Consider the following 13,836-nt stretch of genomic DNA (forward strand, 5'->3'; position numbering starts at 1 on the left):
GTCCCGAAGGCCCGTCGCCCTCTCCCAGAGAAATAGGCGTCAGCCGGGACTGACCTGGACCCGGGTGGTGGGAAATCCTGCGGGGGCGCCGGACGACCTTGCCTACCATGATCCGAAGCCGAGACCCCGGCGACAAGCCCCGATGCCTCGGGGAATGGGGAGTGACGAGGGAGGAGCCGGGAGCGAGGGATCGAGAATCCGGGGCGAGAAGAGGTGTGAGGAGGAAGGGGCAGGGGGGACGGCCAGACAACGGGGGACGGCCGGGCGAGAGCGGCCGGGATGTCTCCGGCCCACCGCCCCTCCGCACCCGATCCCCGCGCGCAAGAAAAGGCCTCCCGCGGGTCGACGCGGGAGGCCGGAGGCGTGCTCGATGGACCCGAGGCGCGGGCCGGGGTGGTCAGGCGGCCGCCATGCGGCGGCGGTTCTGGACGTGTCGGCGAAGCCCCAGGCCGCCGATCGTCGTCAAGAACATGGCCACCGTGCTCGGCTCGGGGACGGCCGGGGGTGCCACGTTGTTCGAGACGAGCTGCGCCTCGATGGTCGTCTGGCCGCCGTTGCTGGAGGACGGCACCAGCAGCTTCGGATTGTCCACCAGGCTCAGGTTGGCGGTCCCGTTGCCCAGCTTGAAGGAGGAGGCGGACAGGTTGTTGAAGGTCGCCTCGACGGTGGAATGGTAGTTCCCGGTCACCGTGCCGTTGAGGACGCCGGTGATCTTGATCGGCTCCGTCGTCAGCGCGTTGTCGCCGAGCGAGATCGGGTTCAGGGTGACGCTGAACGGCGTGTTCTTGTAGGTCGTGGTGGCGCCGTTGTTGGCGGCGATCACGAACGTGCCGAGCGCCAGGTTATCCTTGCCGGTGATCTGGATGCCGGAGTTCGTGGCCGGCAGGATGCTGATCACGTTCGCCCCGGTGATCCCCGTGGAGTCGACCTGGACGGCGGTCGAATAGCTCATGATGCTGGGATCGGTCTTGAGAGCCGCGGCCGACGCACCGGATACGGCACAGCCGGCGAGTCCCAGGGCGATGAGCGCGTTCCGCAGCCCGGTCCACCCTCTAGTTCTGCGCATCTTTTCCTCCTGAAAAGCTGGGATTGTGTCCTCACAATCCATTCACGTCGCGAAGGTCATCGTCTGGACTCGAGGCGTGACATCCCTTCCTGGACTGCGGACCGCCTCGCCGGCTACACCGGTCGAGACCGAGGGGACGCAGGGAAGACGAACGACACGTGACATCGGGTCACATCCCGCGAGGCCCGGACGCAACTCGGGCGGGCCGGCGAGGTCGGGTCAAGCATGGCCGTGAACGAAGGGAGCAATGACGTGATCGAATGCCGGGCATCCGAGCCCTCCTTCGCCAAACTCGGCCATGTCTTCCGTCGTCGCCTGCCCCGGGTGTGAGCGAACGGCGGGAAGATACTCCGAACCGGCGGGGCTGTAAATTCGAGTTTGGCGGATCTTGAGTCTTTCCTCGCGATTTTTCTCGGATTCCGGAGGCCGTCTCGGGATCATCACAGCGTGCTTGTAGGATCCACGTCGATGGCCAGCTCGACGCCCCCCGGCGGCGGCACGCGCGCCGGGACGGCATGAAGCAGGGTCTGGAGCGGCCGTGCCGTCAGGCACCGCAGGTGGAGGTGGAAGCGGTAGAGGTTGCGGATCTTGAGGATGGGTGCCGGGGCGGGCCCGAGGAACCGGACCGAGGGCTCGGCGGCCTCGCGAAGCGCCGATCCGAGTCGTTTCATGTACTCCTCGACGACCGCTTCCTCGGGGCCACGCGCGATGACGCGTGCGATTCGCCAGAAGGGGGGCCGCTCATAGGTCAGCCGCTCGGGCAGCTCGACGGCGACGAAGCCTTCGTAGTCGTGATTCACCGCGTGCGCGATCGCGGCGTGCTCGGGGGTGTAGGTCTGGACGAGGACCCTGCCGGGCTTCTCTCCCCGGCCGGTCCGGCCGGCGACCTGGGCCACGAGCTGGAACGTCCGCTCCGCGGCCCGGAAGTCCGGCAGATGGAGCGCCGTGTCGGCGTTCACCACGCCCACCAGCGTGACGTTGGGGAAATCCAGGCCCTTGGCGATCATCTGGGTGCCGAGCAGGATGTGGACCTCGCCCGCCTTGAAGGCGGCCAGCACCTCCTCATGGCTGCCGGGCCGCCGCATCGTGTCCGAGTCCATCCGCCGCACCACGCGGCCCGGGAAGGCCTCGATCACCTCCCGCTCCAGCCGCTCGGTGCCGATGCCGCCGTAATGCAGCCCCTGGGCGCCGCAGGACGGGCAGGCCGGGGGGCAGGGCCGCTCGGCGTCGCAGGTGTGGCAGAGGAGGAGCCGCCTCCCCTTGTGGTGGGTCATCGCCACGTCGCAGGCGTGGCACTTCACCACGCCCCCGCAGTGCGGGCAGATCACGAACGTGTGGAAGCCGCGCCGGTTCAGGAGCAGGATCACCTGGCCGCCGTCCTCGAGGGCCCGATGCACCGCCGTGCGGAGGCTCTCGCTCAGCCCCCCCGTGAACTTCTTCTCCCTCCGGAGGTCGATGATGTCCACGTCCGGCATCGGCCGGCCCTCGACCCGGGATGGCATCGAGAGCCTGACGTAGCGGCCGCGATCGGCGTTCCGCCAGCTTTCGAGGGCCGGCGTCGCCGAGCCCATGAGCACCGGGACGCGCTCGAGCTGCGCCCGCTTCACCGCGACGTCGCGCGCGTGATACCGGGGCACCGTCTCCTGCTTGAACGTGCTCTCGTGCTCCTCGTCGATGACGATCAGGCCGAGCCGTCGCGTCGGGGCGAAGATGGCCGAGCGGGCACCGACCACCACCTGCACCTCCCCCTCGGCGATGCTCTGCCAGTGCCGATGCCGCTCCACGTCGCTGAGGTGGCTGTGGAGCACGGCCACCCGGTCGAACCGGCGGCGGAACCGGCGGATCGTCTGGGGAGTCAGGCTGATCTCCGGCACCAGGACGATGGCCTCGCGGCCCCGCGCCACCGCCTGCTCGATGGCCGAAAGGTAGACCTCCGTCTTGCCGCTCCCGGTGACGCCGTGGATCAGGAACGGGGCGAAGCCGTCACCCGCCAGCGCCGGCCGCAGGGCGGCCATCACCGCATCCTGTTCCGGCGTGAGCGTCGGGCCGGATCCCCCCCGGGGGTGCGAATCGGGCAGCACCGGCGGTCCGTTGGTCACCCTCAGGTCCGGCTCGCCCTCGCCCTCGACGTCGTCCGGCTCGGTGGCCTCCGAGAGCCCGACGCGCCGCTTCACCGAATGGATCAGGCCGAGCCGCCGGAGCGCCAGGATCGGGGCCGTCGTGCACCGCGCCCGCCGGCAGACGTCGGCGATCGTCAGGGGGCCGGTCGCCCGGCAGAGGGTCTCCAGCGCCGCGGCCTGCTTGGGGGAGAGCCGCGGCTTGAGGGTCTGATCCCGGAGCGCCTCCCGCGTCTCCTCCGGCACCAGGAGGAAGGTTCCCACCCGGGTGCCCGCCTGGTTCCGGACCCCCGCCGGCACCGCCGAGTCGAGCGCCTGGCCCCACGAGCAGACGTAATAGTCCGCCATCCAGCGGGTCAGCTCGAGCATCCCCGCGTCGATCAGCGGGGCCGGGTCGAGGACCTCGATCACTTCCTTCAATCGCGCCGGGTCCAGGCCGTCGGGGGGCGACTGCTCCACGCTCACGCAGTAGCCGACGGCCGGCCGGTTCCCCCTGCCCAGCGGGACCCGGACCCGCTGGCCGGGCCGGATCGACGCCGCCAGCCGCAGGCCGCAATGATAGGTGAGGACCTGATCGATGGGGCGATTGACGACGATCCCCGCGAACAGCCCGCCCCCCGCTCGAGGGGCGACGCGGTCCGCCCCGAACCAGGGCTCGGGCGATTCTTCGGGGGAAGATTCGCCGGCCTGTCCTTCGCCCTCGAACATGGTTGACAAGGCTCGTGGCCCACCCCTATCGTCGAGGATCGCCGCCGACCGTCAGCCGGTCCGGCCCCGGGCGCCTCGTCCGGGCGGCAGGGTTCGACCCCTGCCAGTTCATCGGATTTCTGCACGTTTGTCCACAGGAATGTGGCCCCGGCGGCGGCAGATCCGGGGCGATCGTGCGGATTGTGCGGGGGCGGTGCGGACATGCGGCTGGGACTCTTCGGCGGGACCTTCGACCCCATCCACGTCGGCCACCTGATCCTGGCCGAGCACTGTCGAGAGGCCTGCCGCCTGGACCGCCTCTGGTTCGTGGTCGCCGGCGAGCCCCCCCACAAGCGCGGGGAGCGCACGCCCGCGGCGCATCGGCTGGAGATGGTCCGGATCGCGATCGCCGGCAACCCATCGTTCGAGGTCTCCGAGATCGAGACCAGCCGGCCCGGGCCGCATTACAGCGTGGACACGATCGAGGCGCTCCGCCGGGAGCGACCCGCGGATGAGCTCTACTTCCTCATCGGCGGCGACAGCCTCGTCGACCTGCCGACCTGGCGGGACCCGGCGGGCATCGCGGAGCGAGCGACCATCGTCGTGGCCAACCGGCCGGGTTCGCCCCTCCCCGACGGCGGCAAGCTCCCGGACTTCGGCCCCGGGGCCAGGCCGCTCCAGGTCGTGGAGATCCCCCCCATCGGCATCGCCTCCACCGACCTGAGGCGGCGGCTGGCGCGGGGGCAGAGCGTCCGGTACATGATGCCCCGGGCCGTGGAAGCGTACATCGTGGCCCAGGGGCTCTACCGGGGCTGATCCGGTCCGGCAGTGGCCGGCCGGGACGGGGGCGGGCAGGGGATGGCATCAGCGCAGCCGGCGTCGGATAATGGCCGGCGTGCTCGGACCCGCCCCGCCTCGCCCACCCTCCCCAGGAGGCATCTGCCATGATCCCGTCGGTCGATCGTCGATCCTTCCTGCATGGTGCGTCCGTGGCCGGATTCGGCATCTTCGCCAACGGTCGCCGCGGATTCGCCGGCGGGGTCGGCCCCAACGAGGTCATCAACATCGCCTGCATCGGCGTGGGCGGGAAGGGATCCAGCGACGCCGAGCACGCCGGCCATCATGGCCGGGTCGTCGCCCTCTGCGACATCGACGACGTGCGCGCCGCCGGGAATTATCGGCGGTATCCGGACGCCAGGCGGTATCACGACTACCGGGCCCTCCTCGATGAGATGGGGGCCAAGATCGACGCCGTGGTGGTCTCCACGCCCGACCATCACCACGCCCCCGCGGCCGTCCGCGCCATGCGGATGGGCAAGCACGTCTACTGCCAGAAGCCGCTGACGCACTCGGTCTGGGAGGCCCGCCTGATGCGGGAGACCGCCCGCGAGAAGAAGGTCTGCACCCAGATGGGGAACCAGGGGTCGGCCAGTCCCGGCCTCCGCCGGGGCGTCGAGATCCTCCAGTCGGGGGCCATCGGCGACGTCGCCGAGGTCCATGTCTGGACCAACCGGCCCTTCAAGTACTGGAAGCAGGCGCCGGACATCGTGGCCCGCACCAGGGAGACGCCCGGCATCCCGAATCACATCCACTGGTTCGAGTTCCTCGGCCCCGCGCCGGACCGGCCCTATCACCCGTCGTATCACCCGCACAACTGGCGCGGGTTCTGGGATTTCGGCACGGGCTCGCTGGGCGACATGGCCTGCCACACGGCGAACCTCGCCTTCCGCGGCCTGAAGCTCGGCCTGCCGACGCGCGTCTCCGCCGAGCATTCGGAGATCAACTCCGAGACCTTCCCGGCCTGGGCGACCATCACCTACGAGTTCCCGGCCCGCGAGGGCCGGCCGCCGGTCAAGCTCGTCTGGCACGAGGGGGCCAGGAACGGTGAGCGGAACCTCCCCCCCGACGAGCTCTTTCCCTCGGGCTTCAAGAAGGCGGATAGCGGCTCGCTCTTCCTCGGCTCGAAGGGCCGGCTCTACTCGCCGAGCGACAACGGGACCAGCCAGGTCCTCTTCCCCGAGGCCGAGTTCCGGGATTACCAGGCCCCCACGCCGACGTTGCCGCGGATCAAGGGGAGCGGCAAGGACGACGACAACATGAAGAAGGAGTGGATCGAGGCCGTCCGGGCCGGCAAGCCGGAGCTGGCCTACTCCAACTTCGACTTCGCGTCCGCCCTCACGGAGTCCATGCTCCTGGGCAACGTGGCCGTCCGCTCCGAGCAGGCCATCGAATACGACGGGGCCTCCGGGCGGATCCTCAACAGCGAGAAGGCCAGCCAGTATCTCAAGCCCTACTTCCGCAAGGGCTGGGAGATCTAGCCGTCATCCGTGACCCCGCCGCTTCCCTCCCCCGCGGCGCAGCGAGTGGAGGGGACGGCCGTCCGTCAGAATCAGGAACCTGCCCGATGACCCATCGCGAGCGAATCCTCGCCGCCATCGAACATCGAGAGCCGGACCGCGTGCCGATTGACCTGGGCGCCATGCGGAGCACGGGCATCTCGGCGATCGCCTACGGCAACCTGAAGCGACACCTCGGGATCGAGGGCGGACACAACCGGGTCTACGACGTGGTCCAGCAGCTCGCCCTCCCCGAGGACGAGATCCTCGACCGCTTCGGCATCGACGCCGTGGACTTCGCCCGCGCCTTCAATCGCGAGGATTCCCGCTGGCACGAGACCACGCTCGCCGACGGCCAGAAGGCCGAGTACCCGGCCTGGTTCCATCCCGAGGTGGCGGCCGACGGGACGATCATCGCGCGGGCGAAGGACGGGACGGACCTCGCCCACATGCCCCGGGGCGGCTGGTTCTTCGACCAGAGCAACTTCCCTTATCTCGAGGGTTATCCCGACGACTTTCGCGACCTCGGATCGGCGATGAACGCGACCCCCTGGGCCGCCTTCCCGACCGGCCCCTGGGACCACGCCGACGCCCCCGACTTCTGGGATCTGGTCCGGACCCGGGCGCTGGCCCTGCGGGCCAGCACGGACCGGGCCATCATGATCGGCGTGGGCTGCAACCTGTTCGAGTGGGGCACCTACCTCCGCCGGGTCGATTCCTTCCTCATGGACATCGGCTCGGAGCCGGATACGGTCGAGAGACTCCTGGACGCGCTCATGGAACGCCACATGGCGACCCTCGAGAATGTCTGCCGCGCGGTGGGCGACGTCGTCGACATCTGCCAGTTCGGCGACGACCTCGGCACCAACTCGGGCCCGTTCATGTCGCCCGCCATGTACCGTCGCCACATCAAGCCCCGCCAGGCGATGCTCTGCGACTACCTGCACAAGCACAGCAACATCAAGGCGTTCCTCCATTCCTGCGGGTCGATCTCCGCGCTCCTGCCGGACATGATCGAGGCGGGCTTCGACGTGATCAACCCGGTCCAGACGAGCTGCCGCCACATGGAGCCGGATCACTTGAAGCGCGAGTTCGGCCGCGACATCTGCTTCTGGGGCGGCGGCTGCGACACCCAGCGCGTCCTGCCCCTGGGGACGCCCGAGGAGGTGCGGGCGCACGTCCTGGAGCGGCTGGAGATCTTCGCCCCCGGCGGCGGCTTCGTGTTCAACACGGTCCACAACATCCTGGCCGACGTCCCGCCGCGGAACATCGTGGCCATGTACGAGGCGGTCCACGAGTTCAACGGAGCCGTGGCCTGAAACGCCGGACCATCGATCAGAACACCTTCGCCAGGCACCCCCCATCGACGACGAGCACCGTGCCGGTGATGTAGCTCCCCGCGTCGCTCGCCAGCATGAGCACGGGGCCGACGAGCTCGTCCGGCCGGCCCCAGCGGAGCAGGGCGGTGCCGCGGGCGAACTCGTCCTGCTTCTCCTTCGACAGCACGCTCATGGGCATGTCGGTCAGCATCGGCCCCGGCGCGATGCAGTTCACCGTGATGCCGTGGATCCCGAGGTCATTGGCGCTGGCCCGCGCCAGGCCGAGCAGCGCGCTCTTGGTGGCCGAATAGGGATTCCGCGCCGCCGCCGAGCTGAGCCCCATGATCGACGAGAGGTGGACGATCCGCCCCCATTTCCGCTCCTTCATGAACGGCGAAAGGGCCCGCGTCAGCGCCATGCACGAGGTGAGATTGAGTTCCAGGACCTGGTCCCAGACCTCATCCTTCATCTCGTCGATGGCCTGGGGGATGTTCACCCCGGCGTTGTTGATGAGGATGTCCACCCGGCCCATCGCCTCGATGGCCTTCTGGGCGAGCGGATCGGCCTCGCCCCGCTTGCTGAGATCGGCGACGACATACTCGACGCGCCCTCCTCCGGCGGTGCGAATCTCCTCGGCCGCGGACTTCAGCTCGTCCTCATGCCGGCTCGCGATCACAATCCCGGCGCCGGCCTCCGCCAGGCCGATGGCCATGGCCTTGCCCAGCCCCTTCGACCCGCCCGTCACCAGCGCCACACGTCCCGTCAGGTCGAACAACTTGCTCAGCATTTCCAGGTCCCTCGGTGCTCACGGCTTTTTCGTAGGTACGGGAATCTCGGCGGCCTCATTGGCGGTCAGGATCGCCCGATCGCCGATCTGATTGATGATCGCGACTCCCTTCACGCCGTTGTTTCCGGTCACGATCGCGTGCTTCAGGCCCTTGCCCAGCAGGATGGCGGGCAGGTCGCTGCCGAAGCTGCAACCCTGGACCTGGAGCTTGCCGTCGTCCGCCTCGACCAGGGCCTTGCCGGGCGGGACGGGGTGATCGCTGCTGAAGTAGCAGTTGCTCAGCGACGTGAACCCCGGCCCGTGGGTCACCACGTTCTGCGCGGCGGGCCCCCAGAAGTCGCAGTTCTGGAGGCGGACCGAGCCCTTCGCGGTCGCGGCGATCACGACCTCGATCGGGTTTTCGCCCGTGAAGGCCACGAACTGGCCGTTGGTGATGAGCAGCCCCATCGGCTGGATGGCATCCACGACCACGCAGCGGTTGGCGGCATCCGCGCCGATGCCGCAAAGCTGGCCATTCATGGAGCCGTTGGGGGTGGCGATGAAGTGGTAGCCGATCTGGGTGGGGAAGATGAACGTGTTCGTGACGTACTCCCAGTCCGATCGGCCGAAGATGAAGCCCTCGCAGTGCTTCGCCATGTAATCGAATGGCACCTTCCAGTCGCCGCCGACCGAGGTGGCGCTCCACCAGTGGTTATGCCACTGCACGTTCTCGATCCGGCCGATGTCGGTGCAGTTGTCGAGCTCGAGCCCCCGCCGCAGGACGCAGCCGACGACGCTCCGAATCCGGTGCCGGACGTTCGGCTCCGGCCCGATCCGGATGCCGTTGTAGCTGTTGATGAGCGTCACGTTCTCGACCGTGTTGTCGAATCCCTGGAGGTGGAACGTCCAGGCGTAGGGGTGGATGTCCTGGATCTTCTGCTCGGGATAGAAGACCGTGAGCCCCTGCACGACCGACGAGCTCCCCATCTCGAAGAGGGCCGGCGCGTCTTCCCGATCGCGTCCGCCCGTGGCCAGGACGACCGTCCCGATCAGGGGCTCGATGGCCACCGGGGCCTGCTGCACGCCGACCAGGGCGACGCCGACCGGGATCCTCAGGCTGCCGGCCACCAGGTAGCGACCCGCCGGCAGGCGGACGATGCCTCCCGTCTTGCCGGCCGCATCGAGGGCCTTCTGGACGGCCGCCGTCGCGTCCGTTACGCCGTCGGCCTTCGCGCCGAAGGCCAGGGCGTCGAGGACGTCGCGGCCCATCGAGGAGGCCGTCGGAATCGGGCCCGGCGCGGCCGGCGGCGCGGGGGCCTGGCCTCGGCTCGCGGCGGGCAGAAGGAGCATCGGCGCCAGGATCAGGGCACATCGAAGAGGAAGACACGACATCGTGGAGTCTCCGCATTCATCGAGAGTCAAACAGGGCCTCCCAACGCCGGATCCTAGCAGCCCCGATGATGCGGGGATACGCCCTGGCGCGGCAGCGCCGGTCCGGTTCTCGCCCCCGTCCCCGGTCCGGGGGGCGGTCGATGCTTGCTCTCGCCCGCGCCGGGCGCGACGATGCAGGACGAGGGTCGCCGGAGACCGCAACGACGCGATGGTCATCGTCCGGGCCCGGATCGGAGAACGATGATGCGTATCGCGGCGTGCGGGATCATGGTCGCGGGGTGGCTTTCGGCAATGGCGATCGCGGGAGACGATGCCTCGAATCCGGTCGGCAAACGGCCCTACGAGCTGGACTGGGCCGGGCGCACGCACGAGGCGCATCCGCCGCTCGTCGATTTCGAGGACCTGGCCGGCTGGAAGGCGGAACCGCACGACGCGGTGGCGACGTTCCGTGGCACCCGAGAGCAACAGATCTGGGATCAGCATGTGGGCCGGCTCGTCTATCGAGCCGCCGGCCCCAGCCCGGACGTCCGGGTCGTGCCTCCGAAGCCGGTCCCCATCTCGACCCCCTTCGACACCGTGACGATCTGGGTGTACGGCAACAACTGGGGGTATGCGCCCGACCCGAAGACGCCCGCAGTCCAGGTCGTCGCCCTCTGCCGCGACTCCGCCGGCCAGCCGTTCGAGGTTACCCTCGGTTCCGTCGACTGGACCGAGTGGTCGCTCCTGCATCGTCGGCTCGAGCCGGCCGAGATCGGGCGCGTCCGCCACGGAGGCGCGAGCTTCGAGGGTCTCTCGATCCGCAACGGACGGAACACCGAGGATCGGACGATCTACGTGGACAACCTCGCGGTGTTCGTCGAGGAGCTGCCGCCGCTCCGCTTCGAGCCTCGCCCCGCGCGGGGGATCGCGATGCTGCCTGGCGGCGACTCCGGCACGAATACCGGCCCCGGCAAGCTGCCCTTCCCTACCCGGCCCGAGACGATCTTGCCGGCGAATAAGAATGCCGATTTCCGGACCAGGATCGTCGAGGACCGCGGCGGTTTCAACCTCTCCTACGAAGGCCCGGACGGCCGCCTCGTCTATCGCATCGAGCCTCGCACCGGGACCTGGGGCGACATCCAGGCCCACTGGACCGACGGCCGTCGCGACGCGACCTTCCGGCCCTGCGAGGGCGGCGGCGTCTGGCTCGCCGGCCCCGCCGACGCCGTCCCCCCGGAGCACGCCCAGCACCTTGGGACGGAGATTCGGGGAGATGTCGTGGATTCACGCTGGAGCTTGAAAGGCAAGAACGTTGCTCAGGATATCACGTATCGATACCGAATCTGGAACAAGTCGCTGGTAATCGACGTCCTGGCGCCCGGCGGGAATGTCGCGGAGGTCCGCTTCGGCCGGGCCGTGGGGCTGGCCGAGCCCCGGCTCGTCACGATCCCGTTCTATCCGCTCCACGGCGGCCGGCCGGCGGTGGTCGTCTCGGGGGCCGAGAGTTCCCCGCTCTTCGTGGCCGGGAACGCAGACTGGTATCTCTCGGACGCGTCGACCCTCTGGGCGGCGAACGACACCTCCGACGCGGGCGTCCTGTACAACGGCGGCTCGCGCTACGTGGCCAGGGCCGACGGCCGGCGCAACGGCTGCTTCGAGCGGTTCTTCGTCAGCGTCAGCCCGACGTTCGAGGAGACGCTGCCGACCATCGCCAACCCGGTCTCGCCCTGGAAGCACGTCACCGGCACGCACCTCTGGCGAGCGCACGGCGCGTCCAATCGCGAGCAGGACGTCGCGTTCTGGGCCGACTGCCGGCGCTGGGGGATGACCCAGGTCGTCGTCACCGATCACGAGACCGGCTGGCGCGACGGCGGCGAGAGCTTCACCTTCCGCACGAAGCCCGCGCCGGGGAAGGGGGGAGACAAGGGACAGTTCGACTACGCGCGAACCATGCAGGACACGCTCGGCTTCGTTTACGGCCCCTACAACAACTTCACCGACTTCGCCCCCGTGAATGAGTTCTGGACGCCCGACCTGATCAGCCGCGATCCCCAGAACCAGCTCCAGCACGCCTGGATGCGCTGCTATGCCCCCAAGCCCGCCCGGGCCGTGGAGTTCTGCGCGAGGCTCGCCCCGGAGATCCAGAAGAAGTTCCACTTCAGCACGGCCTATTGCGACGTCCACACGGCCGTGGCGCCCTGGGACCGGGTCGATTTCGACCCCCGCGTGCCGGGCGCGGGGACGTTCGCGGCGGTCTATTACGCGTTCGGAGAGATCATGCTCCTCCAGAAGAAGGCGTGGGACGGGCCGGTCTACTCGGAGGGGAACCATCACGCCTTCTACGCCGGCCTGACCGACGGCAACTACGGCCAGGACCAGGCGTATCTCCCGGCCGAGAATCCCTGGCTGGTGGACTTCGACCTCCGCAAGATGCACGACCTTTGCTGCAACTTCGGCATGGGGAATCCGGAGATGTTCTACGCCAATCGTCCCCAGCCCAGCCGGACGGCCGAGGAGCGGGCCGCCTGGCTCGACCGGTTCCTGGCGGCGACCGTCGCGTTCGGCCATCCCGGCTTCCTCGCCTACGAGGGGGGCTTGCCGGCCGCGCTCGAGAGCTATTACATGCTCCAGCAGCTCCACAGTCGCTATTGCCTGGCGACGGCCCGGGAGATCCGCTACGCCGATGCCTCCGGTCTCCTGCTGGACACCTCCGCCGCGGTGGCGACCGGCGCCCACCGGCGCTCGCAGGTCGTCACGCGTTACGAGGACGGCACGGTCACGGCGGCGAACGGGAGCCGGACGGATCGGATGAAGGTCGCCGACGCGTTCGGCCATCCGATCGACCTGCCACCCAACGGCTACGCCGGCTGGTCGGGAGACGGGTCCGTCGTCGTGCTGAGCGCTGACCGCGGCGGCCATCGGTTCTCCGAATCGACCTCGCCGGCCTACCTGTATGTCAACGGCCGGGGGACATTCCATCGCGGAGTGAGGGCCGCGGGAAACGGGATCGGCATCTGCCGGACCTTGCCGGACGGGTCCCATGAGGTTCTGCTCCACGAAGGGGCGGAATGCGGCTTCGCCATCGCCGCCAGCTCCGCCAACGCCTTCGATCGCGAGGGCAAGCCGCTGGGCTCGGCGACGCTCCGACACGCTCGAGGGCTCGTGTACGTGGTCCCGGTCCCTGGCGCCTTCCGTTACGTGCTGACGGGGGGGACCGCCGAGGCGGACTCGCTGCGTTGCGACCGCGACGAGGTCCACACGGGCGAGCGGCTCGTGGTCCAGGGCCGCGAGCGTCACGAAGTGACCATCCCGCGCGACGCGAAGCCCGGCCAGCGTCTCTGGATCGACCTCGAGGGCGCCTCGATCGACTTCACGGTCGTCCCGGTGGCGGACGTCTCGGCCACGCTGGAGGGCCGGTCGCTGCGGGTGGCCCTCGCCAGTCATGCCGCGTCGAAGGCGAGCTTCCGGGTCCAGGCGATGGGCTCATCGAAGACCATCGAGCTCACGCCGGGCGGCGAGGGCGTCGTGGCGATCGACCTGGAGACGCCGAAGGCCGAGGGGGTGCAGCCCCTCGAGCTCGTCGTCCAGGCCGAGGGGGCCGAGGCTCGCCGGACCTATTCCGCACGGGTGACGCTCCAGCAACGGCTGATCGCTTCGTTGGGCGAGCCGACCGCCCGGGGCATCATACCTCGCGGCGGGGGCCGCCGGTCGGACATGAGCGGGACTGGGGCGATCGTGGAGACGCGGTCGAGCATCGCCTGCGGCGGGGTCTCGAAGCCGGGCCTCTTCATGCACCCGCCGTACGCGGGGGGGCCGGGCCTCGCCTTCGCGACCTTGCCCCCCGTGACGCTGCCGGCCGGCGAGCCCGCGGCGTTTCGTGCCTTCGTCGGCAAGCAGGACGGCGGCGACCAGGGCGATGGGATCCTCTATCGCCTGGTCGTTCGCGACGACGCGGGCCGGTCCACCGTCGCGGCGGAGACCCTCGTGAAGACCTACGCGTGGCAACCCTTCCAGGCCGACCTTTCGCGGTGGGCCGGCCGCCGGGTCTCCCTGGAACTGATCGCCGACCCAGGCCCTCACGACGACACCACCGCCGACTGGGGCTGCTGGGCCGAGATGCGGCTGACGACGCTGGCGACGAGCCTGGCGTATGATCTTGAATCCTCGAAGTGAG

General features: G+C 69.4%; 8 protein-coding genes. 4 read left to right on the forward strand and 4 right to left on the reverse strand.

Annotation, left to right across the window (positions count from 1 at the left end; genetic code table 11):
• Nucleotides 1-397 precede the first annotated feature (397 nt).
• Nucleotides 398-1,066: a PEP-CTERM sorting domain-containing protein gene (locus G6O54_RS17125; RefSeq protein ID WP_165226880.1), complete on the reverse strand. Its 669-nt coding sequence runs from the start codon at nucleotides 1,064-1,066 to the stop codon at nucleotides 398-400.
• Nucleotides 1,067-1,506: 440 nt separating this feature from the next.
• Nucleotides 1,507-3,891 (reverse strand): replication restart helicase PriA, encoded by a 2,385-nt coding sequence (priA, locus tag G6O54_RS17130; RefSeq protein ID WP_165226881.1) that lies wholly within the window; start codon nucleotides 3,889-3,891, stop codon nucleotides 1,507-1,509.
• Nucleotides 3,892-4,092: 201 nt separating this feature from the next.
• Here priA and nadD point away from each other — a divergent pair, with 201 nt between their 5' ends.
• From nadD to G6O54_RS17145, 3 genes are all read left to right on the forward strand, one after another.
• A complete protein-coding gene (gene nadD / locus G6O54_RS17135) occupies nucleotides 4,093-4,686 on the forward strand; it encodes a nicotinate-nucleotide adenylyltransferase (protein ID WP_165226882.1) in 594 nt (197 codons plus the stop codon).
• A 128-nt stretch (nucleotides 4,687-4,814) separates the two neighbouring features.
• A complete protein-coding gene (locus G6O54_RS17140; protein WP_165226883.1) occupies nucleotides 4,815-6,188 on the forward strand; it encodes a Gfo/Idh/MocA family protein in 1,374 nt (457 codons plus the stop codon).
• 86 nt (nucleotides 6,189-6,274) lie between these two features.
• Nucleotides 6,275-7,525: a uroporphyrinogen decarboxylase family protein gene (locus tag G6O54_RS17145; protein ID WP_165226884.1), complete on the forward strand. Its 1,251-nt coding sequence runs from the start codon at nucleotides 6,275-6,277 to the stop codon at nucleotides 7,523-7,525.
• 16 nt (nucleotides 7,526-7,541) lie between these two features.
• Here G6O54_RS17145 and G6O54_RS17150 read toward each other — a convergent pair whose 3' ends face one another.
• A complete protein-coding gene (locus tag G6O54_RS17150; RefSeq protein WP_165226885.1) occupies nucleotides 7,542-8,312 on the reverse strand; it encodes an SDR family NAD(P)-dependent oxidoreductase in 771 nt (256 codons plus the stop codon).
• An 18-nt stretch (nucleotides 8,313-8,330) separates the two neighbouring features.
• A complete protein-coding gene (locus G6O54_RS17155) occupies nucleotides 8,331-9,683 on the reverse strand; it encodes a glycosyl hydrolase family 28-related protein (RefSeq protein ID WP_165226886.1) in 1,353 nt (450 codons plus the stop codon).
• A 240-nt stretch (nucleotides 9,684-9,923) separates the two neighbouring features.
• Here G6O54_RS17155 and G6O54_RS17160 point away from each other — a divergent pair, with 240 nt between their 5' ends.
• On the forward strand, nucleotides 9,924-13,835 hold the full coding sequence (locus tag G6O54_RS17160; RefSeq protein WP_165226887.1) for a hypothetical protein: 3,912 nt from the start codon (nucleotides 9,924-9,926) through the stop codon (nucleotides 13,833-13,835).
• Nucleotide 13,836 lies beyond the last annotated feature (1 nt).

Origin of the sequence: Aquisphaera insulae (assembly GCF_011064615.1) — a bacterium.
GTDB classification, from domain to species: domain Bacteria; phylum Planctomycetota; class Planctomycetia; order Isosphaerales; family Isosphaeraceae; genus Aquisphaera; species Aquisphaera insulae.

What these genes read in the sequence shown, in the direction of transcription:
- G6O54_RS17140 (WP_165226883.1), top strand. Translation starts at nt 4,815, where the DNA reads ATGATCCCGTCGGTCGATCGTCGATCCTTCCTGCATGGTGCGTCCGTG.
- G6O54_RS17145 (WP_165226884.1), top strand. Translation starts at nt 6,275, where the DNA reads ATGACCCATCGCGAGCGAATCCTCGCCGCCATCGAACATCGAGAGCCG.
- G6O54_RS17155 (WP_165226886.1), bottom strand. Translation starts at nt 9,683, where the DNA reads ATGTCGTGTCTTCCTCTTCGATGTGCCCTGATCCTGGCGCCGATGCTC.
- G6O54_RS17150 (WP_165226885.1), bottom strand. Translation starts at nt 8,312, where the DNA reads ATGCTGAGCAAGTTGTTCGACCTGACGGGACGTGTGGCGCTGGTGACG.
- priA (WP_165226881.1), bottom strand. Translation starts at nt 3,891, where the DNA reads ATGTTCGAGGGCGAAGGACAGGCCGGCGAATCTTCCCCCGAAGAATCG.
- nadD (WP_165226882.1), top strand. Translation starts at nt 4,093, where the DNA reads ATGCGGCTGGGACTCTTCGGCGGGACCTTCGACCCCATCCACGTCGGC.
- G6O54_RS17125 (WP_165226880.1), bottom strand. Translation starts at nt 1,066, where the DNA reads ATGCGCAGAACTAGAGGGTGGACCGGGCTGCGGAACGCGCTCATCGCC.
- G6O54_RS17160 (WP_165226887.1), top strand. Translation starts at nt 9,924, where the DNA reads ATGATGCGTATCGCGGCGTGCGGGATCATGGTCGCGGGGTGGCTTTCG.